This window comes from Rhodobacteraceae bacterium M382, from assembly GCA_025141015.1.
In the GTDB taxonomy this organism is placed as follows: domain Bacteria; phylum Pseudomonadota; class Alphaproteobacteria; order Rhodobacterales; family Rhodobacteraceae; genus Aliisedimentitalea; species Aliisedimentitalea scapharcae.
Genome location: CP081098.1, coordinates 1894432 through 1919329 on the forward strand (window position 1 = coordinate 1894432; position 24898 = coordinate 1919329).

The 24898-nt window shown below is 61.0% G+C and carries 24 protein-coding genes; 13 read left to right on the forward strand and 11 right to left on the reverse strand.

Annotation, left to right across the window (positions count from 1 at the left end; genetic code table 11):
- Position 1: 1 nt before the first annotated feature.
- The 3 genes from K3727_08730 (at position 2) to K3727_08740 (ending at position 4247) form a co-directional block, all read left to right on the forward strand.
- Positions 2-1177 (forward strand): TauD/TfdA family dioxygenase, encoded by a 1176-nt coding sequence (locus K3727_08730; GenBank protein UWQ92846.1) that lies wholly within the window; start codon positions 2-4, stop codon positions 1175-1177.
- Between the two features lie 142 nt (positions 1178-1319).
- Positions 1320-3422 carry an acetate--CoA ligase family protein gene (locus K3727_08735; GenBank protein UWQ92847.1) on the forward strand — a complete coding sequence of 701 codons (2103 nt, stop codon included), beginning with the start codon at positions 1320-1322 and terminating at the stop codon, positions 3420-3422.
- Between the two features lie 3 nt (positions 3423-3425).
- A complete protein-coding gene (locus tag K3727_08740; GenBank protein UWQ92848.1) occupies positions 3426-4247 on the forward strand; it encodes an enoyl-CoA hydratase/isomerase family protein in 822 nt (273 codons plus the stop codon).
- A gap of 71 nt (positions 4248-4318) precedes the next feature.
- Here K3727_08740 and K3727_08745 read toward each other — a convergent pair whose 3' ends face one another.
- On the reverse strand, positions 4319-5197 hold the full coding sequence (locus K3727_08745) for a LysR family transcriptional regulator (protein ID UWQ92849.1): 879 nt from the start codon (positions 5195-5197) through the stop codon (positions 4319-4321).
- Between the two features lie 109 nt (positions 5198-5306).
- Here K3727_08745 and K3727_08750 point away from each other — a divergent pair, with 109 nt between their 5' ends.
- Positions 5307-6500 carry a TauD/TfdA family dioxygenase gene (locus K3727_08750; GenBank protein ID UWQ92850.1) on the forward strand — a complete coding sequence of 398 codons (1194 nt, stop codon included), beginning with the start codon at positions 5307-5309 and terminating at the stop codon, positions 6498-6500.
- On the forward strand, positions 6497-7609 hold the full coding sequence (gene leuB / locus K3727_08755) for a 3-isopropylmalate dehydrogenase (GenBank protein UWQ92851.1): 1113 nt from the start codon (positions 6497-6499) through the stop codon (positions 7607-7609). Before K3727_08750 ends, leuB begins: the two co-directional genes overlap by 4 nt.
- Positions 7610-7754: 145 nt before the next feature.
- Here leuB and K3727_08760 read toward each other — a convergent pair whose 3' ends face one another.
- From K3727_08760 to K3727_08790, 7 genes are all read right to left on the reverse strand, one after another.
- Positions 7755-8516, reverse strand: coding sequence for an ABC transporter ATP-binding protein (locus K3727_08760; protein ID UWQ92852.1), 762 nt, complete (start codon positions 8514-8516; stop codon positions 7755-7757).
- Positions 8513-9517 carry an iron ABC transporter permease gene (locus K3727_08765; protein ID UWQ93320.1) on the reverse strand — a complete coding sequence of 335 codons (1005 nt, stop codon included), beginning with the start codon at positions 9515-9517 and terminating at the stop codon, positions 8513-8515. Before K3727_08765 ends, K3727_08760 begins: the two co-directional genes overlap by 4 nt.
- Before the next feature lie 92 nt (positions 9518-9609).
- On the reverse strand, positions 9610-10728 hold the full coding sequence (locus K3727_08770; GenBank protein UWQ92853.1) for an ABC transporter substrate-binding protein: 1119 nt from the start codon (positions 10726-10728) through the stop codon (positions 9610-9612).
- An 84-nt stretch (positions 10729-10812) separates the two neighbouring features.
- Positions 10813-11187 (reverse strand): hypothetical protein, encoded by a 375-nt coding sequence (locus K3727_08775; protein ID UWQ92854.1) that lies wholly within the window; start codon positions 11185-11187, stop codon positions 10813-10815.
- Positions 11188-11420: 233 nt separating this feature from the next.
- Complete coding sequence (betC, locus tag K3727_08780) at positions 11421-12887, reverse strand: choline-sulfatase (GenBank protein ID UWQ92855.1); 1467 nt, start codon at positions 12885-12887, stop codon at positions 11421-11423.
- An 11-nt stretch (positions 12888-12898) separates the two neighbouring features.
- Positions 12899-13720, reverse strand: coding sequence for an MBL fold metallo-hydrolase (locus tag K3727_08785; GenBank protein ID UWQ92856.1), 822 nt, complete (start codon positions 13718-13720; stop codon positions 12899-12901).
- Positions 13717-14727 carry an extracellular solute-binding protein gene (locus K3727_08790; GenBank protein ID UWQ92857.1) on the reverse strand — a complete coding sequence of 337 codons (1011 nt, stop codon included), beginning with the start codon at positions 14725-14727 and terminating at the stop codon, positions 13717-13719. Before K3727_08790 ends, K3727_08785 begins: the two co-directional genes overlap by 4 nt.
- A gap of 95 nt (positions 14728-14822) precedes the next feature.
- On the opposite strand from K3727_08790, the gene K3727_08795 reads away from it, so the two are divergent.
- From K3727_08795 to K3727_08825, 7 genes are all read left to right on the forward strand, one after another.
- Positions 14823-15773, forward strand: a complete 951-nt coding sequence (locus tag K3727_08795) for a helix-turn-helix domain-containing protein (protein UWQ92858.1) — start codon at positions 14823-14825, stop codon at positions 15771-15773.
- A 238-nt stretch (positions 15774-16011) separates the two neighbouring features.
- Positions 16012-16872, forward strand: coding sequence for a LysR family transcriptional regulator (locus tag K3727_08800; GenBank protein UWQ92859.1), 861 nt, complete (start codon positions 16012-16014; stop codon positions 16870-16872).
- Between the two features lie 89 nt (positions 16873-16961).
- Entirely contained in the window at positions 16962-18182 is a 1221-nt protein-coding gene (locus K3727_08805; protein UWQ92860.1) for an acyl-CoA dehydrogenase family protein, read from the forward strand.
- Positions 18183-18300: 118 nt separating this feature from the next.
- A complete protein-coding gene (locus tag K3727_08810; GenBank protein UWQ92861.1) occupies positions 18301-18606 on the forward strand; it encodes a hypothetical protein in 306 nt (101 codons plus the stop codon).
- A 185-nt stretch (positions 18607-18791) separates the two neighbouring features.
- Positions 18792-19784 (forward strand): tRNA dihydrouridine(20/20a) synthase DusA, encoded by a 993-nt coding sequence (dusA, locus tag K3727_08815; GenBank protein ID UWQ92862.1) that lies wholly within the window; start codon positions 18792-18794, stop codon positions 19782-19784.
- Between the two features lie 30 nt (positions 19785-19814).
- The gene (locus K3727_08820; protein UWQ92863.1) at positions 19815-20639 is read left to right on the forward strand and encodes a sulfite exporter TauE/SafE family protein; all 825 of its coding nucleotides are present in this window, start codon (positions 19815-19817) and stop codon (positions 20637-20639) included.
- Positions 20640-20650: 11 nt separating this feature from the next.
- Positions 20651-21445 carry a hypothetical protein gene (locus K3727_08825; GenBank protein UWQ93321.1) on the forward strand — a complete coding sequence of 265 codons (795 nt, stop codon included), beginning with the start codon at positions 20651-20653 and terminating at the stop codon, positions 21443-21445.
- Positions 21446-21516: 71 nt separating this feature from the next.
- On the opposite strand, the gene K3727_08830 is transcribed toward K3727_08825, so the two are convergent.
- Genes K3727_08830 through ccmI form a run of 3 tightly spaced genes read right to left on the reverse strand, consistent with a single transcriptional unit; the run spans position 21517 to position 23457 of the window.
- Positions 21517-21747: a DUF1289 domain-containing protein gene (locus tag K3727_08830; protein UWQ92864.1), complete on the reverse strand. Its 231-nt coding sequence runs from the start codon at positions 21745-21747 to the stop codon at positions 21517-21519.
- Position 21748: 1 nt separating this feature from the next.
- Complete coding sequence (gene ruvX, locus K3727_08835; GenBank protein ID UWQ92865.1) at positions 21749-22228, reverse strand: Holliday junction resolvase RuvX; 480 nt, start codon at positions 22226-22228, stop codon at positions 21749-21751.
- Positions 22225-23457, reverse strand: a complete 1233-nt coding sequence (ccmI, locus tag K3727_08840) for a c-type cytochrome biogenesis protein CcmI (protein UWQ92866.1) — start codon at positions 23455-23457, stop codon at positions 22225-22227. Before ccmI ends, ruvX begins: the two co-directional genes overlap by 4 nt.
- Positions 23458-23643: 186 nt before the next feature.
- Here ccmI and K3727_08845 point away from each other — a divergent pair, with 186 nt between their 5' ends.
- Positions 23644-24888 (forward strand): sarcosine oxidase subunit beta family protein, encoded by a 1245-nt coding sequence (locus tag K3727_08845; GenBank protein UWQ92867.1) that lies wholly within the window; start codon positions 23644-23646, stop codon positions 24886-24888.
- Positions 24889-24898: the final 10 nt, after the last annotated feature.

Genomic DNA, 24898 nt, shown 5'->3' on the forward strand with positions numbered 1-24898 from the left:
TATGACCGATCTGCCCTGGACACCGGATTTCGAAGTCTGGCCCATCGACCATCACGCCGCGCGTTTGCAGCACAGCGCAGAGGCGCTGGAGGTGATCTGGTCCGATGGTCGGACCAGCCAGCACCATGTGCTGCTGCTGCGCGAAAACAGCCCCGATCCAGCAACGATTCACCCCAAGGCGCGCGAGATGCGCATCTCTCCCACTGGGATCGAGGCAGAGGTGGCCATCACGGGGGCCGGGATCCTCGAAAGCGGCGCGGTGGACGTGAGATTCTCTGACGGCACCACCAGCGCCTATCACCCCGGCTGGTTGCGCGGCACCGCCTGGTTTGGCGCACCAGACCCGATCCCGCCGATCTTGTGGCGGGGCGCGGACCTGACGGAACCGCCGACGTTTGATGGCCCGCAGGCGTTGGAGGACCCAGGGGTGTTCCTGCGCTGGCTGGAAGCCCTGCGTGACTATGGTGTGGCGCGTTTGCGCGGGTTGCCACAGCAGGATGGGCTGCTGGAAGAGATCGTCACCCGCATCGGCCCGGTCCGCGAAAGCAATTTTGGCCGTCAGTATGTGCTGGAGATCAAGGACGACCCGGACAGCCAGGCCTTTACCTCGGACAGGCTGCTGCAACATATCGACATGCCGACGCGGGAAACCCCGCATGGGCTGCAGTTTCTCTATATCCGTGCCAATACCACCACCGGCGGCGAGGGGATCTATGTGGATGCTTACCGGATTGCCGAGGACATGCGCGAAGACGAACCAGAGCACTATCAGTCTCTGGTGACGGATGTCTGGGACTACAGCAACCGCGCCCGCCGTTCGGACTATCGCGCCCGTGGGCCGGTGGTCGAGACCGATGCCAGGGGGACCATCACCGGCGTGCGCTATAACACGTTTTTGCGCGCACCGCTGCGCGCGCCTCTGGAGGTGCAGGCCCGCGCCTACAGGGCGTATCGCGCCTTTTGCGCCCGGGCCCAGGATCCCCGGTACGAGATGACCATTCGCTATGAACCGGGCGACCTGCTGGCCTTTGACAACCGCCGAGCGTTGCATGGGCGGGCAGGGTATGACGCCAAAGGCGGCACCCGGTTTATCGAAGGGATCTATGCCGACCGCGATGACCTGCACTCTTGTATCCGCACGGCGCACCGGCGCATCAGAGCCGAGGCACAGTCATGAGCCCGGGTCAGGACCGCTTTGTCCGCGCGGTGCAGACCGGGGGAAACACTGGCCGGGTGACCAGGCGGAAAAACTGTGCGCCGGGGCCGGGGGGCGTGATTGAGGTTGGCGGGATTGGCGCACGGGCGGCAGAGGTTCTGACGTGACCAGGGCAGATCGTCTGAAACGGATGCTGAACCCGGCCCGTGTGGCCTGGTTTGGCGGTGCCGGCCTCGCGCCTGCGATTGGCTACATGCAGGCGAATGGTTTTGCGGGAGAGGCCGTCGTCGTAAACCCCAGGCGGGCCGAGATTGCCGGGTTGACCTGCGTGCCCTGTGTTGGCGACCTGCGCCGGGCCCCGGATCTGGCCATTCTTGTGATCCCCAAGGAGGCGGTGCTCGAAACCGTGCGCGCCCTGTCGGAACGGGGCTGTGGCGGGGTGGTTTGCATCACGTCCGGATTTTCCGAAAGCGCCGACGGAACCGCGCGTCAGGCCGAATTGGTGGCTGCGGCAGGCGAGATGCCGGTGATCGGCCCCAATTGCCCCGGCATCGCCAATTTCCTGGATGGCAACGCCTTTATGATGGACCACTTTGGCAATCACGCGCCGGGCCGGAATGTGGCCGCCAGGGGTGCAGCGGATGGGGGCGTGGCGGCCAAAGGCGTGGCGGTGATCTCCAATGGCGGCGCTTACCTGAGCGATCTTGGCTGTGCCGATCGCGCACAGCCAATCGCCTATCTGATCGGGCTTGGCAATCAGGCGATGGTGAGCATCGCCGACATGCTGGACGCGGTGCTGGACGACAATCGGGTGACGGCGGTGAACGTCTATTTCGAAGGCATCGGCGACGTGCAAAAGCTCTCCCAGGCTGCGGCCAAGGCGGCGCGCAATGGCATCCCCGTGGTGGCCATCAAGGGCGGCCGCAGCGCGGCAGGTGCCCGCGCGGCGCAATCGCATACGGCGTCGTTGTCAGGGGATGCAGCCGTGGCCTCTGCCCTGTTCCGCCGCTTTGGCTGGATCGAGGTGACAACCCCGACGGAGGCCATCGAAACCGTCAAGATGCTGAGTTTCACGCCGATCCCAAGAGGGGCCAAGACCGGATTTATCACCTCGTCTGGGTCCTATGCGGTGCTGGGTGGGGATATCGCCGAACAGGCCGGATTGCAGATGGTGGCCCCCACGGCAGCAGCGGCGGCGGCGCTGGATCTGGTGTTGCCTGCCTATGTCGGACCGGCCAATCCGCTGGATATTTCAGACGCCCATGGTTGGGCGCAGGCGGATCAATTGCCGATCTACCGGGCGTTTGCACAGGATCAGCATGATCTGTTTGTGCAGGTGATGTGCTACCCGCCGGAAGGCGGCTGGGACATGTCGACCTGGGACGCCACCACCGGCGCGCTGGCCGCGATCAAAGGCGATCGCCCGTCGGCCTTTGTCAACACTCTGGCCGAGGCACTGCCGCGCGCGGCCCGCGACCGGATGATCGCCAACGCCATGGCGCCCTTGCAGGGGATCGAGGACGGTTTGCGCGCGGTGGCCCATGCGGCGCGGTATGGCGCGCGGCGCGACATGCTGGACCCCGACGCCATGCTTTTGCCTGCCCCGCGCTGTCCGCTACCCGGCGGCACGGGCAACAGCATGAGCGAGGCGGCGGCAAAATCCTGGCTGTCTGAAGCCGGGTTGGATGTGCCGCGCCACTGGATTGTCGATGGTCCCGACACATTGGCGGACATCGCCTGCACCTGTGCGGTCAAGGCCCTGGTGCCGGGGCTGTTGCACAAGACCGAAGCCGGGGCCGTGGCGTTGACCGTCGCACCCCGGGATCTGCCCGCCACGATCCGCGCCATGGCGGGGCGGCTTGCGGCGCAGGGTCTGGACCCCGACGGGTTCCTGATCGAAGAGATGATCCAGAACCCGGTGGGCGAACTGCTGGTGGGCATCCGCCATGTCCCGGACATTGGCCTGACCCTGACGCTGGCCATTGGCGGCATCGCCGTGGAGCTGATGCAGGACACCGCCACTCTGATCCTGCCCGCGCCGCGCGCAGACATCGCGGCGGCGCTGAAGGGTCTGAAACTGGCCCCGCTGTTGCTGGGCTATCGGGGGCGACCTGCGGCAGATCTGGCGGTCATGCTGAGCGCCATCGAAACCCTGTGCGCCTGTGTCGCCGACCATCCTGACATTGCAGAGCTGGAAGTGAATCCGCTGCTGCTCACCCAATCCCGCGCGGTCATTGCCGACGCGGTGCTGACCCTGAAAGGCTGAGACATGACCGACTATACCCATCTGATCTACGAGGTCGACGCCGACCACATCTGTTGGCTGACGCTGAACCGCCCGGAAAAGCTGAATGCCATGAACCTGAAACTGATCGCTGAATTGCAGGCGGGGTTGGAGCGCGCCGACGTTGACGACGACGTCAATGTGATCGTGATCCAGGGGGCCGGGCGCGGGTTTTGTGCGGGGCACGATCTGGACGAGGACGCCGAAGAGGACCGCACGTCGATCTACGAATACCGCGCGCATTACTTTAAACAGTTCGAGGAGTTCACCACCCCCTGGCGGATCACCAAACCGGTGATTGCCAGCGTCAATTCGATTGCCATCGGCAAAGGCTTTGAGCTGAGCCTGTTTTGCGACATCACTATTGCGTCAGAGGACACCCGCATCGGCTATAACGAGGTGCGCTATGGAATTTCGGGCCACTGCATGGCTCTGCCCTGGCTGGTCAACATGAAAACCGCCAAGGACCTGCTGTTGACGGGCCGCGAGCTGACCGCGGCCGAGGCCAAGGAGATGGGGCTGATCACCGAGGTGGTGCCGTTGGACAAGCTGAAGGAGGCCACGCACACCAAGGCGCTGTTGATGGCGCGGATGCCGCGCGAGATGCAGCGGATGCACAAGATGTATCTGAACCGGGTCTACGAGATGCAGGGGCTGAAGACGGCGACCGACTATTATCTGGAACAGGTCGCCATCATGGGGGCCAACCCGGTCCCGGAATACGAGGCCTTTTCCAAATCAACGATCGAAAAGGGGCTGAAGGCCACATTGAAAGAGGCCAACGCACGCTATGAGGGGTTGGGATGACGCGCTGCGGCGTTTGATGGGCCGCCAATCCAATTGGCCCGGAGATCCCGGATCCGTGAACAGGGTCCGGGTTAGGTGTCGGCGGTGGTCGGGCGGGTCTGTGCCTGGTCGGTGACCCAATCGGCAAACAGTCTGGCCATGGGGCGGCGGTCTGAGTTCACCACCAGCCGATAGCCCCGGCTGGACCGGATCGGCTGCGCTCCGACGGGAACAAGCCGCCCCTGGTCAAAGAATTTTGCGATGAAAGGCAGAAACCCGATCGCAATGCCCCGGCCATAAGCTGCGGCTTCCAGAACGATATGCGGTTCGTCCAGGACTTCGCCACGATCGGCAAACCGCTCTGGCGCACCGACCGCAGCCAGCCAGTGACGCCAGGTGCTGCGGTCGCGATAATGGATCGGCGGCAGTTTTCCGTCCCAGAACGCGTCTGCGATCTGCAACCCCGGCGCGGCAACCGGAACCGCCTTGGTATCAAACAGCATGGCCGTTTCGGTCTCCGGGCCGTCCAGTTCGGCCCAGATGATCGAGACGTCGGCCAGACGGGACTCCGGCGCGCCGATCACATGGATCAGGTCCACCCGCAAACCGGGGTGCTGGGCCTCGAACGCGCCGATCCGCGGCAACAGCCACTGTGACGACAGATACGGCCCGACCGACACGCGCAGAACCTCATGTGTGGTCAACCGTTCTGTAATCTCCTGGAGTTCCTTCCAGATCACTGTCGTGGCTTGGGCCAGTTCGGTGCCGTCCTGGGTGAGGTGAACTTCGCGAATGCGTCGTTCGAACAGCCGTTTCCCCAGAGCGCGTTCCAGCGCCGTTATGCGGTGGCTCACAGCCGACGGGGTGACGTTCAGCGCCCGGGCTGCATGGGAAAAACTCAGGCTGTCGGCTGCATGGTGGAAATAGACAAGAGCACCAAGATAGGAGGGGTCTTTGGGATCAGGCAGCATGTGTTGTCCATGGTTGAGCTAAGCTCAACCATTCTGTGTTGAATTGGAATTTGTCAAACATATTCGCTGGAGACTTTATGGCGGTTAGAAAATGTACAGGAACACCGTCATGCCCTTTGCGCGCCACAGCATCCGGTCCGCCGCCGTCGAAAACAATCAGCTGGTTGTCCGATGGGAGGACGATCACCAAAGCCGGTTTCATCCCATCTGGTTGCGTCACCAATGCTGGTGCCCGGAGTGCGGCACACCAGAGACCGGGGTGCGCGGAATCCGCCTGCATCATATCGACGAATGGATCTGTATCGCGCAGGCGGAGGTCACGGACCACATTGTTCGAGTGCTCTGGCCAGATGGGCACAGGTCCGACTATCCGGCGCGCTGGCTGCGCAACCACTGTTATTCGGATGCAGAACGCAGGCGCAGGCGTGTGCAGCCGATCCTGTGGGACAGGTCGCTGGGCGCGGATCTTCCGGTGGGATCTCTGACCAAGGCAGAAGCGGACTCGGCGGTGCGGCTGAAGATCCTGGAAACGGTGCGCGACTATGGGTTCTGCAAGATCGTGGATGCGCCCACCGACAGCGCGGAAAGCCAACGGATGATCCGGTTGGTCGGGGCGCAGCGGCAGACCCATTTTGGGACCTATACGCTGAAAAAGAAAACCACCGTGACCAATGTGGGCGACACCACCGGCCCGCTGGATCCGCATGTGGACGAACCCTATCGTTATGCCGCAATCGGCATCACCGTGTTTCAGGTTCTGCGGCCCAGCACGAACGGGGGGGCGTCGACCCTGGTGGATGGGTTCGAAGCGGCCCGCCGTCTAAAGGAAGGCTGGCCCGAGGACTTCGAGCTGCTGTGCAAGATGCAGGTTACCTGTCAGCGGTTTGACCCGGGCGACAACAGCCACGGCAATATGCGTTGGTACAAATCCCGTTTGCCGGTCATCCGGCTGGATGATCGCGGAGAGGTCTGCGGCGTGCGGATGAACGAACGGCAAATCTCTCCTCTGGATGTACCCGGCGATCAGGTGGGGCCTGCGTATCGGGCGCTGAAACGGCTGTTTGATTTGCTGTATGACGACGACCTGCGCCTGACGCTGGACCTGAAGGCGGGCGAGGGGTTGTTGTTTGACAATCAGCGCCTGTTGCATGGGCGGACAGGGTTCACCCCCGAGACCCCACCCCGCGCCGTGCTGACATCTTCGGTTGATCTGGACGATTTCCATTCCTCCATGCGCCTGTTGCACCGGGATCTGGACCCGGATGCGATGCATCTGGTGCTGCCGCAGGGGATGGCAGGATGAGCGGCGCGTTCAAGGTGCTGGCGCTGGGCGGCGATCATATTGGTCCCGAAGTCGTGGCTGCCGGGTTGCAGGTGCTGCGCCAGGTTGCTGACCAGTTCGGTGTGGCGGTGGAGATTGAGGAGGACCTGTTGGGCGGTGCGTCCTGGGATGTGCATGGCACGTTTTGCACCGACGCAGTCGCGGCCAGGGCGCGGGCGGCGGACGCCATATTGGTCGGCGCGGTGGGCGGGCCGGAATGGGACAATATCCGGATTGACGGGCCGATCACCGAAACCGATGGGCTGACCCGGTTGCGGATCGAACTGGATGTCTACAACGCCCTGCGCCCGGCACGCGCCTGGCCCGCGCTGCTGCACAGGACGCCCTATCGGCAAGAGGTTGTGGAGGGGGCTGATCTGTTGGTCGTGCGGGAAAACTCTGGCGGTATCTATTATGGCGAACCCCGTGGGCGCGAGGTGCTGGATGACGGTCAGGAACGCGCCTATGAAATCAGCGAATACCGCACGGGAGAGGTCGAACGCATTGCACGCTGTGCCTTCGAGGCCGCGCGCGGGCGGGGCGGCCATGTCACTTCGCTGGACAAATCCAATGTGATGGAGAGCGGCAAGCTGTGGCGTGAAACGGTGGCGCGGATCGGGCGCGAGGAGTATCCCGACATTCAGCTGCGCCACCTGTTGATGGATTACGCGTTGTTTGCCGTGGCCCGCGCGCCGCAGGAGTTTGACGTGTTGCTGGCGGACAATCTGTTCGGAGATCTGATTTCGGATCTTGTTGCGGTGGTCTCGGGCGCGCTGGGTATGTTGCCGTCGGCGACATTGCCCGCCGCTGCGAGGGTGGGGCATCCGGTGAAAGGCGGTCTGTATGAACCGACGCATGGCAGCGCACCGGATATTTCCGGGCAGGGGGTTGCCAATCCGATTGGCACCATCCTGTCGGTTGCCATGATGTTCGAATATGGCTTTGGGCTGCCGGCGGCCGCGCGGGCCATCGAACAGGCCGTCGATCGGGTGCTGGCTGCCGGGCTGGCACCGCCTGATCTGGGCGGGACGGATGGGACGGCGACGATCACACAGGCGATCCTGCGCAATCTGCACCCGATCCCGGCCTGATCAGAGCGCCTTTCCTTGTTTCCGTGGCCGGAGGGGCGATGCGCGCGCGTGATCCGCCCCTCGAACAGGGGGCATTGCGGTCGCCGCCTATGATGTCGCCGCCTGTGAGATACACGCTGACAACATACGGGCGGTTTACAGAGGATCAGCCCACGGCGCGCAGCGGCACCACCTGAAGCGGGGTGTTCTCGCTCTGGGTTACACGGGCCTCGATCCCAAACATGATCCTCAACCTGTCCGGCGTCAGAACCTCGGTCGCGGGGCCAGCCGCGATTTTGCGACCCCCGCCCAGGCCGATGATGCGATCCGAATACTGTGCGGCGAGATTGAGATCATGCATCGCCATGCCGATGATCATGCCGTGCGTGTGGGCGATATGGCGCAGCCGTTCCAGCACCAGCAGTTGGTGCCTGAGATCCAGCGCGGCGGTCGGTTCATCCAGCAACAGCACACGCGGCTGGCGGAACAACGCCTGGGCCAAGAACACAAGCTGGCGCTGCCCGCCGCTGATTTCATCCAACGGGCGGCTTTGCAATGTGGCCAGCCCGAACAGATCAAGCGTAGCCAAAGCCTGGTCTGCAAGACCTGCCGGAAGGCGGAGGCCCAGGCTGCCAAGACGGCCAAGCAGGACAACTTCGAGCACGCTCAGCGAAGACTGCGCACTGGTATCCTGTGGCATATAGGCAATTGTCCGGCGCTGGTCTTGGGCCGAGATGGGTGCCCCCGACAATGACGTGGTTCCCTGCATGGGGATCAGCCCGGCGAGGGCCTGTAGGAGCGTGGATTTTCCAGCTCCATTGCAGCCGATCAGCGCCGTGATCTGCCCTGTGGGCCACAGATCGTCCAGCGCGTGGATGATTGTGGTCTGCCCATAAGCAACGGTCAGGTTTGTGATCTTGAGAGTCACCAGTGGCTCCTTTGTCCGCGCAGGATGAGAAAAAACAGGAAGGGCACTCCGATCAATGCCGTGACAATGCCGATTGGGATCACGCCACCGGGCGAAATCAGCTTGGACGCGACCGAGGCCCCCGTCATGGTGATCGCCCCCATCAGGGCCGCCATCGGCAACAGGATGCGCTGGTCTTCGCCCACCAGCATCCGCGCGATGTGCGGGGCGACCAATCCGACAAAGCCGATGGTGCCAACAAAGGCAACCGCGCCAGCGGTCAACAAGGCCACCACCGCAAACAGCTTGATCCTGAGGGCGCTGACATCCACGCCAAGAGCCGCCGCACGCGCATCCCCAAGGCGCAGCGCCGTGAGCTGCCAGAGATTGGGCAGGACGGCCAAAGTCGTCACGGCAAAGACAACTGCAACAATGGGAACATTGTTCCAACTGGACTTTAGCAGCGAGCCAAACAGCCAGAAGACGATGGCCTGCAGCACTTCGGGTGCGGCCATGTATTGCACGAGCGATTGTGCCGATTGGAACAGGAACAGGGTGGCGATCCCGGCCAGCACCATGGTTTCCGCGCGCATGGCGCGCATCTTTGAGACAGCAAAGACCAGCGCCGCCGCCAACACGCACATGGCAAAGGCAGACAGCGGTACGGTCAACCAGGGCAGAACCGGCAGGGTCACACCCGTCAGGATGGCCAACGCCGCTCCGAAACCGGCGGCCGCGGAAAAGCCCAACGTATAGGGGCTGGCCAGCGGGTTACCCAGAATGGTCTGCATATGCACACCGGCCGTGCCCAGCGACATGCCGACCAGGATGGCCATCAGGGACATGGGCAGCCGGATGTCCTGGACGATCACCCGTGTCATCGGCGCGGCCTGTGACGGGGTGAACATGCCGCTCAGCACGTCCGACAATCCCAGCATGGCGGGTCCGGTCAGGATATCCGCGATGGTCAGCGCGGACAGCATCACGATGGCCCCGGCCAGACGGGTCAGGCGCCGGCGCATCCCGGTGGCGTAGTGCGTGGCGTGGGTGGCGTCGGGGGCAGCATGAGCCGCCCCCTTCGCCTTCGTGGACCAGATCCCGTCCGGGGCAGCCATCAGCCGTCGACCCTGGGCAGTTGGGTCATATAGGCGCCCGTGAATTCGACCGGCATGTAGGTGGCAAAGAACCGGTCAAGCGTGGCCTGCGGGTCCAGGTCGCCAAAGTGTTCGGGATACATCGCCTTGGCGAGGAACTGCAGGAAGGCATAATCATAGAGCGTGCGGTTGCCACCATGATAGATGCCAAAGATGTTTCCGGTCTTCACCGCATCCAGATCCGCCCAACCCGGACGCCCCAGATAGGCCTGCATCCGTTCGTGGGTCAGCGCGCTGTCCACACCCGGTCCCATGATCACCGCCTGATCACGCCCGGCCCAGCCTGATCCCGCCAACAGGATCATCTGCGGGTTCTGTGCCAGAACATATTCCGGGCTCAGCTTGCCCCAGTTGCTGATTTGACCATTGGCGATATTGGTGGCCTTGAGCTGGTCAATGACGCTGCCCCATTGGGTACCCGAATAGGAGTTGTCGACCGTGTCTTTGCCCTTGCGTGCCAGTTCCACATAGACCTTTGGTGCCGCATCCTTGGGCAGTTTGGCCAGGCGGGTTTCGATGTCGGCCACGGCGGCGGCATATTCATCCGCCAACGTCCTGGCGCGGTCTTTGGCACCCATCAGGTCGCCCAACAGCTTGGTGGATTGCACATGCTTTTCGACAGTCTGTGCATTGTAGTCGAGCACGACAATCGGCACGCCTGCGGCTTCCAGACGGTCGGCCACGTCCCCAAGCGTCCTGTATTGCCAGGCGGCCAGGACGGCCACGTCCGGTTGGGCTGCAACGGCGGCCTCCAGCGAAAAGGTGCCGGAATCGATTTCACCGACATCCGCCAGATCGTTCAGTCGGGGAATGACAGCAGCGTAGGTCTGCCATTGCAAGTTGCGCCAGCCTTCCCAGGTGTCTTTGGAAATGGCGACAACCCGGTCATAGGCCTGGGGACCAGCGACGGCCATGAAGTCTTCGAAATAGAAGCCCAGCAGGATCCGTTGCGGATTTTCCGGTACTTCCACCGTGCGTCCCAACGTATCTGTCAGGGTGATGTTGTCCGCCCATGCGGGCATGGCGACGGACACCGCAAATGCGGCTGCGGCAACGCCGCGCGAAAATGTTTTGAACATGGGTTTTCCTTTGGTTCACACACTGTCCCGTCCGGCCTGCAAACCAGGGCCGGTCAGGACGTTCCATTCAGGGGTTGTGAGCGATCAAAGGCGTGGCGGTGCGCGGCTCTGATAATCGGCAATTGGGCGCAGCGGTTTGTGAGGTGGTGGTGACAGGACCAGCCTGTGCTGAAAGGTCTGGGCCAGAACGACCCAGCCAACATCTCCCCGCGACGCTGTATCCGTGATCAGCCCAAAGGATTGGCACCAATCACAGCCGGATCCGTCTGTCATGGGTTCAATGGGTGCGCCGGTTTCCAGGTCAATCGTGACCTGCTGAATGCCAAAGGGCGAACAGATTTCGATCTGCATCGCATCTGCCGACGACCCAACCACGATCCCGGACATGGAGAACTGAATGAACAGCCACGTCACCGCCGGGAGCAATAATCCGAGTTTATGGAGAGGTATATGCCGCAACAGGCCTGTCTTCTTCAGCTTCCGGGCTCTTGATCGCAGACTCCGTGGTGGGTTTCAAGCGCGTGCGTCCTGTGCGCGCCCTGTGTGGCGACGGCCCGCACCCCGCCCTGCCGATAGGTTTTGAAATGGGGGGCTGGCAGCGCAGCAAGCCCGCATACGGGGTTTGACCGTGAACAGCCGATCGGACCGTTCGACGCCAGACAAACCCTGTCGGGGTTGCATACAAGGGGGTGTTAAGTGCGGATATATTGGGTCGCCGCGTTCTGATCGACCTGATAATCCCAATGCGTGCCGTTGCGTGTCATGGCTGTGTTGACAACATGTTTGAGCGGAAGCCTCTGCCAGACCTCGGTTGCAATCCGGTCGAGATCAAAATCGCCTCCGGTGATGACAGCGTTAAGCTTCTTTTCGATGTCGGCAACCGATGGGTCTCCTGCGCGGTTGTGCCACTCGCCAGGATCTTGTGCCAGGTTGAACAGGCGCGACGGGGATCCGTGGTGATAGTGATACTTCCAATCCCCCAACCGGACAATGAAACTGGGGCGCATAATGCCTTCGCCATGATATTCCGAGATGACGGGAACGCTCTCCAGGTCAGCGCCATGCACCGCAGGCAACAGGGATCTGCCGTCCAATGTTTGGGCCGGCGTTTGACCTGCGATATCGATCAATGTGGCAGGGAGATCCAACAAGGAAACCGGGGTTTCGATCTGGCAGGGCGCGGCACCGGGACTATCAATGAACAAAGGAATGCGGGCGGACCATTCGTACAGGCTGCGCTTTTGGATCAGACCTTTTTCGCCCAACATCTCTCCGTGATCAGAGGTGAAGATGACGATGGTGTCGTCGCGCAGACCGGTTTCATCCAGAACATCCAACAGTTCGCCGACCTTGTCGTCCACATAATGCGCCAGAGCGGCAAACCCGCGGCGCATGGCGATCAGGTTTTCAGGCTGGCGGATTTCATCGCCGCGCACGTGCAGCCCGTGCCAACGCCGGATCGCGTGATCGTAATCCGAATATTTGTCGTCCATGTCTTCGGGATACTGCGGCAGCGGAATATCTGCATCCTTGTACATTTCCCAATATTTCCGGGGCACCTTGTAGGGGGGATGAGGGTTGGTAAACGAAACGGTCATCATCCAGGGTTTGTCAGGTGTGTGCCGCACGTATTCCAGGGCCTTGAATTGGGTTTCCTCATCGTACTGCAATTCCTTGGACCAGCCGGGGCCGATGTTTTCGGCCAGATATTGCGGCGTGAAATCAAAGGCTTTGAAGGTGGGGTCATCATTGGGCGGCAAGGGATAGGACCAAATGAACCCGGAGGGGTAGATGTCGGTGTTCAACCGGCGCTGAAACCCGTGCAGCTGGTCGGCTCCGATGAAATGCATTTTGCCTGACAACACGGTCTCGTACCCGGCATTGGTCAGGTAATGGGCAAAGGTCGGGATAAAGCTGTGATAGGGGTCGCCATTGTCGTAACAGCCGGTGTTCGACGTATAGAGACCCGTCATAAAGCAGGACCGCGCAGGCACGCAGATCGGACTGGGCGTGTAGGTGTTGGTGAAATTGGCCGACCGGCTGGCAAGCTGACACAGGTTTTTGGTTTTCGCACCGACTCCACCGCATACTTCGAGCATGAAGGGCGTCATTTGATCGGCCATGATGACCAGAATATTCGGCTGTTTGGTGTCGGACATGGCGTGGCCTTTCATTTGAGAGAACGGGGCGCGACGAGGGAGCGCGATGAACTGAACATTTCTGCGGTGAACACTTCGGACATATGGCTGCACATGAAACGGGCATCAGATTTCAAAATCGCATCCAAAAGCAAACGGCGACTTGTGTTCAACGCGGCGGCATCGGCCCAGACGGGGCAGAGGTCTGGCATCTCAATCTCGGCAGGGAGATGAAACAGATCCGCCAGAAAATAGAATGTCTGCCCCTGCGAGCACAGGCGCACAACGCGGTGCCCGTCGGTTTCGCCCGGGGCATCGATCAATGTGAGCGCAGGGGGCAATGCAGGGGTACAGGTGTCGAGATCAAGCAATCCCAAACCCAGCAACTGCTCCAATGGGCGGGGATCCGCCGCAGGGCCATCGGCGTGTTGTGCAGCGGCGGTCAATGTGGCGTCGCCCCAATCCCGTGCTGACAAGATATGCCGGGCATTTGGAAAATTCGCCTGGTCTGTGTCTGTGTCCCATACACCGCAAAAATGGTCGTGATGCCCATGCGTCAGGATCACATGCGTGACACCTTCGGGGGGACACCCGGCCCCGCGCAGAGCCGTACAGATACCGACGGGTTCGGTCCCCGTCACGGGGTATTGCCTGGGGTCACAGGCATCAATCAGAACGGACAGCCCCGGTCCCGCGACATGCAAACAAATCACGGGAAGACGGGAAGGTGCACCCGCGCCGGTCAGGGGCCCGCTCTCAAACCAATCCGCGACGGTGTCGCAGATCTCTCCAAGGATCAGCGCCGTGATGGTGAAATCACCAAGGGTGAACCGTTGGGCAATCGTATGGCTCATTGACGGGCCGCCGCCCGATATCTGCGGGCATAGTCCCCCCGGTTGCGGACAAACCAGACAGGTTGCTCAGGCTGCCACCAAAGCCGGGTCAAAGCCTCTGGCGGATAGGAGGCGCGAAAAAACGCACGCATGTCACCGGGCATGAGATCAGCGGCTCCTTTGGCACAGGGATTGACGCCCAATGCGCTGGCATAAAGGGCGCTGCCCTTGGGGGTATTCACCCAAGCGATCCAATCCTGGCCAAGCCCGGCATCCGCTGTCGCCCCCAGAACAAAATTCTGAAGATAACAGTTGGCCCCCTCAATCGGGGCAACAAAGCGATAGGGGAGGTTTTCGCGGTATAATTGGGCCATCGTGGAGTCCCAGCTATAGCCAATCAGGCAATCGCCGGATCGAAAGGCGTCTGTGCCTTCTTCTTCACTGAACCAGAAGCGCGCGACATGGTGGGCGCGGTCAGTCAGGAAAGCGCCGATGACATCATAATTGGCAATCATTCTGGCTTCGCTGCGATAAGAGTCGTCAAAGGGAAACGGCAGCTTTCCAGCGGCCTCGATCGCGCGCCCGGCAGCAACAAATGCGGTGTCTTCGCGCATTGCAAGACGCCCGGCATGAACAGGGTCAAACAGATCAATCAAACGCAGGGTATCGGCACCCGGCGGAACGTGGTCCCTGTGGATCCCGACGCCTGCGCCGCCCCAGATATTGGGAGAGCCCATGCGGTTGCCATCAATGATCGTATGAGAATCGGCGTGAAAGGCCGGGTCAATCCTGTCATACCCGATACGGGCGTCATCCAGTGCCGCGATGAGCCCACTGTTGAGCCAGCTGGCCAAGCGATCTGTCGTTGGACAGGCAATGTCAAACGCCTGTTTTTGGGCCAGTGCATGCATGTCGTCCTGATTGCGAACACCCTGGAACGACACCGAGATGCCAGTATCCTGACGAAAGCTGTCAAAGGCAGTCTGCAAGCCGGCGTCATAACCGGCCCACCCCAAAATTTTCAACATGCCTTCAACACTCCACAGATTTGCTCCCTTCAGGATTGCAGAATTAGGAGGAGTGGTTATCAGTAATACTGCCAAAATTATTCGAGATCCGGACAATGACAGATGCGCCCCGTGCCGTCTTTGCAATCCACGAAGGGTTTTCCCTGTTCGGTTATGGAGTCGCGCGTGATCTTATCCGTATGGCGGCCGATACGTCCGAGACCGTGAAGTTGGATGTGGTAACGGCCTCGGCCACGACCGGGCCTGTTCACAGTTCTTGCGGGGCCGCAGTTGTTGCCGATTGTGACCTGTCAGCGTTACCCCGCGCGCAGTATGCGTTTGTCTGTTCGTCGCGCGAACAACGCCCTGACGATATTGACGAGACGTTGGTGCAGGGGCTGCACCATTGTCACCGGCACGGGGGCTGGGTCATCGGTCTTGGCACGGGGGTTTCCGCTCTTGCTCAGGCTGGATTGCTGAGCGACCGGCGCGCTGCGGCGCATCCGGCGCAATTGCCCGTGTTGCAGGCGACTTTTCCCAGAACGACGTTCACGCTTGATCCCTATGTCCTAGATCAGCGGACAGCCACCACTGTCGGAGGCGACGCAGTGACGGACATGATGCTGGAATTGTTGACCCAAAGCTTTGACACCGCGATAGCCGAAACCGTACGGCGCGCAGTCATGCTGAAGCCGCAGCGATCAGGTTCACGCCTGGTTTCGGTCGGGTTGCAATGTTCCATTGAGGAGCTGGATCCCAGATTGAGCCGTTACATCCAGATTGTGGAACACGCCATTTCCGCGCCAATGCCGCTGGAACGCATTGGCCGCGCCATTGCGGTATCGCCGCGCACGCTGACCCGGCTGACACATCAATCGTTTGGCTGTGCGCCTGGTGAGCTGTCCAGCAGAATCAGATTGAGCTATGCGGCGGATCTGTTGCGAACGACGTCCAAGCCGCTTTCGGACATCGCCGAAATCAGCGGGTATCGCAGCACGGCCCATTTTTCGGAGGCTTTCCATAAACGTTTTTTGGTGAGGCCCGGCAAGTTTAGGTCAGAGAGTTAACAAACTCCTTTTGCGTGGATCTTTCCGGCATGTTCGATGTCGGGATCCTGTGCCGCGGGCAGGCGGACGACCTGCACAGCGCGCCATCGCGAAGAAGATCGTAGAAGAACACCAGGTCGCACAGGCCGTCCACAGACAGATCGCCGGGGATTCAGTTGGGGATTCAACGGTGACCCTTTCGGGTGGTTGTGGTATTGACGCGCCTTATTTGAGACCACAGCAGGACGCCATCGCTGCCATGAACATCAAGCAACTCAAAACCCTTTTGGCCGTGGTCGAACACAAATCCTTTGCGGCGGCGGGGGATCGTCTGGGGCTGTCTCATTCGGCGGTGAGTTTGCAGATCAAGGCGATGGAAGACGAATTGGGCGTATTGTTGTTTGACCGGATCAAACGGCCTCCGGTGCCGACGGCCCGTGGGCGTGCGCTGGCGGAACATGCGCAAAAGACACTGGCGCTGTTTGATGCATCCGCTTCGGTGGCGCGCGGGGAATTGGTGCGCGACAAGCTGACAATTGGTGCGGTTCCGACTGTGCTGGCGAGCTTTCTGCCCGCTGGCATCAAAGTGCTGCAAGCCCAATACCCAGCGCTTGAAATCACGCTCAGGAGCGGCAGTTCGTCGGGGTTGGCGGCACGGCTGGCAGAGGGGGATCTGGACGTCGCCATCTGTACAAAGCCGCTCAACCCCATTCCGGGACTGGATTGGCACGCGATCGCGACCGAGCCCTTTGTTGTGATCGCTCCGGCCCATGCCGAGGGCGATGATTGGCGCGGCCTGTTGCAAGATCATCCGTTCATCTGGTTCAACCGCAAGACCTGGGCGGGGCAAAGCATCGAAGAAGAACTGAAGGCACAGAAGATCAACGTGAGAGGCGCGATGGAAATCGATTCCCTTGAAGCGATCTCAAATCTGGTCAGCGAAGGGTTGGGTGTTGCCATCGTTCCGATCTGCAAAGGCAGGCGCCCCTTTTCAAATCGCATTCGGCATCTGCCCTTTGGAAACCCGCAGTTCAGCCGCGAGATCGGGGCTTTTACCATCACCGACGGGCGCTCGGATCTTGTGATTGGTTCCTGCATCGAGGCGCTTCAATCTTCTTGATTTTTTCTCATGAAAGAAATCAGAAAGTAGAATTACCATTAAATGCACTGCAGGTTTACGATCGGGTGACCCCTATCAGCAGGTTTGCAATGCTCCATCGTCCATTCCCAACGTCTGGCCCTTTGTTTGTTTTGTCGGAACGACAGTGTGATCTTCAAGCCAAGGCAAAAACCATCGCAGACACAACGGTCGGGCGACGTGCCGCCGAAACGGACCGGTCCGAGCAATATCCCCAAGACGTTGTTTCTGCTCTTACGTCTGCGGGATTGATGGGCATGAGCGTGCCCAAGGAGCTGGGCGGGCCGGGGGCCAGTTATCTTGATGTGACTTTGGTCATCGAGGAATTGGCAGCAAAATGCGGCGTGTCAGGGCGCATTGTGGTCGAAGGCAACATGGGTGGAGTTGGCGCGATCATCGCCTATGGCACACCTGACCAGCGCGCGAGCGCGGCGCAGCATGTGTTGGGCGGGGACAAGCCCGCGATCTGCATCACGGAACCGGACGCAGGCAGCGCCGCAACCGAGATGACAACCACAGCCACCCGCACGGGCGATACATGGGTTCTGAACGGCAAGAAACATTGGATCACGGGCGGCGGCGTGTCAAAGCTGCACCTGATCTTTGCCCGTGTGATCGAGGGCGGGGAATTCAAAGGCATCGGCGGGTTCATGGCCTATCTGGGCGAGGATGGGCTGGTCATCGGCAAGCGCGAGCCAACGCTGGGGCTGCGTGGCATTCCCGAAACCGAAGTGATCTTTGACAATCTCCGTCTGCCGCTGGATCGGCTGATCACGCCGCCCGAGGGCATCAAACGTGGTTTTGCCGGATTGATGGACGCCTATAACGCCCAGCGGGTCGGGGCGGCGACCGTGGCGCTGGGCATTGCGCGCGGTGCCTATGAAGAGGCTGTTTTATTCATAAAACGGCGCGAGCAATTTGGCCGCCCGCTGGCCGAATTCCAGGGGTTGCAATGGATGATTTCTGATATGGCGATACAGATTGATGCCGCGCGGCTGATGATCTGGCGCGCTGCAGCCAGCGCCGAATACCAATCCAGTGGTTTTCCTGACCCAATGCTGGCGGCACAGGCCAAGGTGTTCGCTTCGGAAATGGCCGTCAAGGTCACCAATGACGCGCTGCAATTGCATGGCGCACGCGGGTATTCGCGCAACAACAACGTAGAACGGATGCTGCGGGATGCACGGATGTTCACGATCGGCGGCGGTACTGCGCAGATGCTGCGCAATCTGGTGGCGGGCAGGGCGCTGGATATGAAAACCCCACAGACACGCGGCGGGTATCTGCCCTAGGAAACGCGCAACTGAAATGTTGACAGGCTAATTTGCCCTCGCGGTGATAGCGCAACGGCCATCCGTTGCAGTCTGTCGCCACGCCTGTGCCGTTCCGGGCAGTGAGGTTTCGGCGCTGATGCAGGCACAGGACCGCGCGGGGCTCAAATTCGCTATGACCAAACACGAAAACTCGGGCGGGGTCATGGCCAAAGGGACGTGGCATGTGAAGGGCACCCCGGGAGCCTGGATGGACCCCATCCTCTGGCTCTGGCCTTTGGCTCTGGAACGGACTGACCTGTCGCCGGTGTCTGACAAGATCCTGCGGCCGTTGATCCAATCCTCTCAAGGTCTGATCATGGCCGGCTATGACCCGATTGACATGCGGGTTGTCTGGCGTGACATCACAAGACCGAAACAGCTGGTGATTGCAGGGGGTGATTGATGTCTCGACCGGGGTAAACACCCATTCCGGCAGCGCGTTGAACCGTTATCGGCCCACTGTCTGCGCCTGCGAGATGTGCTACACCGTGGCACGCTCGAATCAAAAAAAACCGAAGCCCCCGGAAATGCAGCGAAATCAGGGGGAGTGGTGCTACACAATGCTTAAAGTCAATTGGAGTTAACGCTTTGAAAAATAACGCACAAAAAGCAGCGCGTTTAAGCGTGGCCCCGATGATGGATTGGACCGATCGTCATTGTCGTTATATGCATCGCCTTCTGAGCAATCAGGCGCTGCTTTATACGGAAATGGTGACAGCCCCGGCTTTGGTTCGGGGGGGGGCTTTGCATTTGTTGGCGCACAGCGACGCCGAACACCCGGTTGCCTTGCAATTGGGAGGCTCGGATCCGGTCGAGTTGGCACAGGCCGCCCGGTTGGGGGCCGAGGCGGGGTATGATGAAATCAACCTGAACTGTGGGTGCCCCAGCGATCGGGTCCAATCCGGTGCATTTGGTGCCGTGTTGATGACAAATCCGGGTTTGGTTGCTCAATGCGTTGCGGCCATGGGCGAAGTTGTGGATGTCGACGTCACGGTGAAATGCCGGATTGGGGTGGATGAGCAGGACCCGGAACAGGTGCTGCCGGGGTTTCTGGATCAGATCCGGTCCGCCGGGTGTCGCCGCGTGACGATCCACGCGCGCAAGGCCTGGCTTCAGGGTCTGAGCCCCAAGGAAAACAGGGACATCCCGCCTTTGGATTATGACCTGGTGCACCGGATGAAAGCCGAATTCCCGGATCTGCATATCTCGATCAACGGCGGCATCGCGTCGCTGTCAGAGGCCCGCCTGCATCTGGACAGGGGATTGGACGGCGTGATGATCGGACGCGCGGCCTATCACCAGCCCAGCGATATTCTGGCCAGTGCCGATCGCGACATATTTGGCACCGGAGAGGCGCAGGATCCGATTGATATTGTGCGCCAGATGCTGCCGTATATTGACAGGCATATCAGCCAGGGCGGGCGGCTACATGAAATCACACGCCATATGCTGGGCCTGTTTGCGGGCCGCCCCGGAGCCCGGCATTGGCGCCGGGTGCTGTCGGAAGGCGCGCATAAGACAGGCGCGGGGCCTGAGCTGGTCGAACAGGCTTTGATGCGCGTTGCACCGATCACCGCCTGACCAGGGGCCGAATTTTCAAAGGAAATCCAGATGCCTGATACGATGTTGCTGCTGCAGATGCTGGTGATGCTACTGATCATTGGTGGGGTGGCCGGGGTTTTGGCCGGTTTGTTGGGGGTGGGCGGAGGCATTGTGCTGGTCCCGGCCTTTTTCTATGCGTTCCAGACCCTTGGGTATGATGGACCACAATTGATGCAGATGTGTCTGGCGACGTCGCTGGCGACGATCATCGTGACGTCTGTGCGTTCGGTTCTTAGCCACAACAAGAAGGGCGCTGTGGATTGGCAGATCCTTCGTGGATGGGGTCCGGGCATCGCATTGGGCGCGGTGGCCGGTGTGCTGGCAGCAGCGTCGCTGCGGTCGACCACATTGCAGGGGTTGTTCGGGGTTCTGGCCTTGGTGATTGGGTTGTATCTGGGCTTTGGTCGGTCGGAATGGCGGTTGGGGGCTGAAATGCCCAAAGGCGCGCGCCGGATGATCCTGTCTCCGCTGGTCGGGTTTCTGTCAGTTCTGATGGGGATTGGCGGTGGCAGCTTTGGAGTGCCGCTGATGAGCCTGCACAATGTTGTGATCCACCGTGCCGTGGCAACGGCCGCAGGGTTCGGCGTGATCATTGCGGTGCCTTCGGTTCTGGGCTTCTTGTTCGTGCCCATTGATCCCGCCATGCGTCCACCGTTGACGGTGGGGGCGGTGAATTTGGTGGCCTTTGCAGTGATTGTATCGATGACGTTGATCACGGCACCCTGGGGGGTCAAATTGGCCCATGCAATGGATCCAAAACCGCTGAAACGGGTGTTCGCGGTGTTTTTGGTGCTGGTGGCGATCAACATGCTGCGCAAGGCGATGGGGGCCTGATGCTGGACGATATGCTGGACGATTTCCTGACCCGAGGTTGGGTGCGGTTTGCGGTTGATCCCGCAACGCGCGCCTGGGCGGACCACGCCCGGCACCACAGCCTGTCGGCCATTCATGATCCGCAACACGCGCCCTGGATGCAATGTCAGGGCACCTGGTTCATTGGTGTGGATGCGCTGGACAATGCAGCGTCGGGGCAATTGCCGGGTGGCCCGCCGCTGGCCGGTCCGGCGCTGGAGTTCATCAAAAACCACATCGGCCCGATCCCACAGCTGCACAAGGGGCAGCTGTCGGTGATGTTTCCGGGCTATCCAAAGCCCCGCGACGGCGAAGGTGAGGCGGCGTTTCGCTATCGTCTGAACCGGGACGCGGCCCATGTGGACGGAGTCAAGCTGATCCCGGGGGCGGCCACGCGCCGGCGCAATGTTGATGAACCCCATGCCTGGGTGCTGGGTCTGCCGCTGAATGGTGCCAGCGCGGATGCGTCACCATTGGTGGTGTGGGAGGGCAGTCACACCATCATGCGCGACGCCTTTGCTGCCGTTTTGAACGATCATGATCCCACCACCTGGGCCCAGATCGACATTACCGATGCCTATACATCCGCCCGCGCCAAAGTGTTCGAGACCTGCAAACGCGTGACCGTTCACGCGCAACCGGGCGAGGCCTATCTGATGCACCGGCTGGCGTTGCATGGGGTCGCACCCTGGGGAGCCGCGGCCAGCGCACCACCGGGCGAAGGGCGCATGATCGCCTATTTCCGCCCCGAAGTCACAAGCCTGGCCGACTGGTTGACTGCGCCCTGAAACGGCGCAGTGCCTGTCTGCGTCTGGTCAGAAATGTCGCCGCCTGCGGGCGGGTTCCATGAGGGCGCGCGTTACTGGGCTGTGCGGGCCGACCGCCCACCACGGCGTTTTTTCAGCAAAGGCGCGCGGGTTGGCAGCTCGGCCATGATGCTGGCCCGTTCTTCGGGGCTCATCTTGGACCACGACGTGATCTCGTCAATTGTGCGGAAACAGCCGGTACAGATCCGCTCTTTGGGGTGCACGACACAGATATCCACACAGGGGCTGTCGATTTCGTTGCGTTTCCAGACGGGAGTATTCATGTCAGCCCTGTTCCATCTTCAAATGACGCATCCGATCCAGCGCCCCCTGCAGAATATAGGAGGCCGCCACATGATCGATAACCTCTGCGCGACGCTTTCTGGTCGTATCTGCCTCCAAAAGCGCCCTTTCGGCGGCCACAGTGCTCAGCCGTTCGTCCCAGAACCCGATCGGCAGATCGGTGAGTCGCGACAGGTTGCGGGCAAAAGCACGGGTTTTCTGACAGCGCGGACCTTCGGATCCGTCCATGTTGCGGGGCAGGCCCAGAACAATGCCACCGATTTCGCGTTCCGAAGTGATTTCGAACAGCCGGGCGGCGTCCAGGGTGAATTTCTTGCGCCGGATGGTTTCCAGCGGCGTGGCAACTGTGCCGAGCCGGTCGGATACGGCCACGCCGACCGTCTTGTCCCCAAAATCCAGACCGGCCAGCGCGGTATAGCCGGGAATGGCGGCTGCAAACGCTTCGAATTTGTCCAGGATCATTCGACGACACCCGCTTGGATACCTGCCTTGACGATCAGCATCATGGCCTCGTTGTTGTCGGCAAATTTCTGGCTGGCTTCGTCATAGATGGCCCGGGCGCGATCCATGTCACCCAACACTCCCAGTGCGCCGATCAGACGGGCCCACTCATCCGGCGCGCCGCCTTCGGTGGCCAGACGATCCGACAGCTGATTGACCATCCCCTGGATCATTTCCTGACGGTCTGCGTCGCTCATCGATTGGGCCGCCGCAACGGCACCGGCGTCCGGGCCGGGCAGCGCGGCTGCGCCAGGGGCTGCGGCCAATTCGTATTTCACACCGGCCTTCCAGGCCAATTCTTCGATCTGGGCCCGGATCGGCACCAACCAGGGCGCGTCGGGCGGGCTGCGGCGCAGGGTCTGTTCCCAGATCTGAAAGGCCATGTCAGGGCGCCCGATCTGATCCATCATCAAACCCCAGTAATAGCGTGCCGGTCCATAGGTGGGGTCGATCTGCAGTGCGGTGCGCAATGCGGTTTCTGCCTCGGGCGAGACATAGCCGCCGGCGGCCAGGATCATCAACTGGGCCTGTTCGCCAAACTGTTCCGGACCGGCTTCGGACTGCAGCAGCTCAATTTCGCGTGACTTGGCCGCGTAGGCGGCCGTGTAGTTGCCCAGGTTCGCCTCGTGACGCGACAACAGGGCGTGACCTTCGATATCCTGCGGACGTTTTTCTACGGTTTCGCGCAGCTTGCTCACCAGCTCGCCATAGCTGGCTTCGACCTCGGGGGCGGGCTGGGGGGGCATCCGGGCTTCGACGTCGGCCTGGGAGGGGCGCGATGTGCGGTTCAATTCGGCCATCTCCAGCCGGGTGGACAGCGACAGGTCGCCATATCCCGGTGCCCCAAGCGCGCGATACAGCATCAACGATCCCGCGATCATGGCCGCACCACAGATCGCGACCACGATCAAGGACAGGTTGCGCGGCTGTTGGTTGCCTGCGTTAAATTGCTGCAACTGGGCATCGGCTGCCAAAATGCGACGCGAAATCTCGGTTCTGACCCGGTCGGCGTCGCTCTGGGCGATCAGCCCGCGCGCCAGATCGCGCTCCATTTCCTTTAACTGTTCGCGGTAGACCCGCAAATCATAGGCCGCAGCCGGTTCGCCCTGGCCGCGCGCGCGCAGCAGGACAAGGGCCAGAAACGCTGTAATTCCCAGCGCCATCAACGAAGGTACGATCCAGAAACTCATGTGTTCTCCCGCTTTGGCGTGTATCTATAGGCGTGACGTCCGGGAAAAAAGGTCAAAAGAATTGCCTGGGCAGAATGCGCCTGTCGCGCAATGTCGCAATGATACATAAATGCGACGATTTACGGCGCAGGTCTGATACCGTCCTGGGGCATATCATGCGTTACCTCGAACCGAACGGATTCGCCCATGAGACATTACTCAGCCTTTGCTGTTGCGCGGGAAGGCCTGCGCTATCACTCCGGATGGGAACGCGCCTGGCGTTCGCCCGAACCCAAGAGCCGCTATGACGTTGTCATCGTGGGCGCGGGTGGCCATGGTCTGGCCACAGCCTATTACCTGGGTAAGAATTACGGCATCACCAATGTGGCCGTGATCGAAAAGGGTTGGCTGGGCGGCGGCAACACGGGCCGCAACACCACCATCATCCGCTCGAACTATCTTCAGGATCCGTCGGCGGCGATCTACGAAAAGGCGCGCGGCCTGTACGAAGATCTGAGCCAGGAGCTGAACTATAACGTCATGTTCAGCCCGCGCGGCGTGATGATGTTGGCCCAGACCCAGCACGAAATCCGCGGCTATCAGCGCACGGCACATGCCAACAACCTGCAAGGTGTGGCAACCGAATTCATCAATCCCCAGCGGGTCAAGGACCTGGTGCCGATCATCAATCTGGATGGTCCGCGCTATCCGGTTCTGGGGGCCCTGTGGCAGCCGCGCGGCGGCACCGCCCGTCACGATGCCGTAGCCTGGGGCTATGCGCGTGCCTGTTCGAACATGGGCATGGACATCATCCAGCAGTGCGAAGTCAACGGTGTGCGCACCCACGAGGGCCGCGTGGTCGGCGTTGACACCACCAAAGGTCCGATTGATTGCGAAAAGATCGGCATGGTGGTTGCGGGCAACGCATCTGTGCTGTCGGAAATGGCGGGTTTCCGTCTGCCGATGGAATCCGTGGCGCTGCAGGCGTTGGTGTCCGAGCCGATCAAACCCTGCATGGACGTGGTCGTGATGGCCAACACCGTGCACGGTTACATGTCGCAATCCGACAAGGGTGAAATGGTGATTGGCGGCGGCACTGACGCCTTCAACAACTATACCCAGCGCGGATCGTTCCATCACATCGAGGAAACCGTGCGCGCATTGGTCGAAACCTTCCCGATGGTGTCGCGTCTGAAGATGCTGCGCCAATGGGGCGGGATCGTGGATGTGACCGGGGATCGGTCGCCGATCATTTCGTCAACGCCTGTGCAGAACTGTTTCGTCAACTGTGGCTGGGGCACCGGCGGCTTCAAATCGATCCCCGGATCGGGTTGGGCGATGGCGCAGCTGATGGCCACCGGCCATTCGTCGCTGGCCGAAGAATTCTCGGTCAACCGCTTCAAAGAAGGCAAGTTCATCGACGAAAGCGTCGCCGCTGGCGTGGCTCACTGATGTGTGCGGT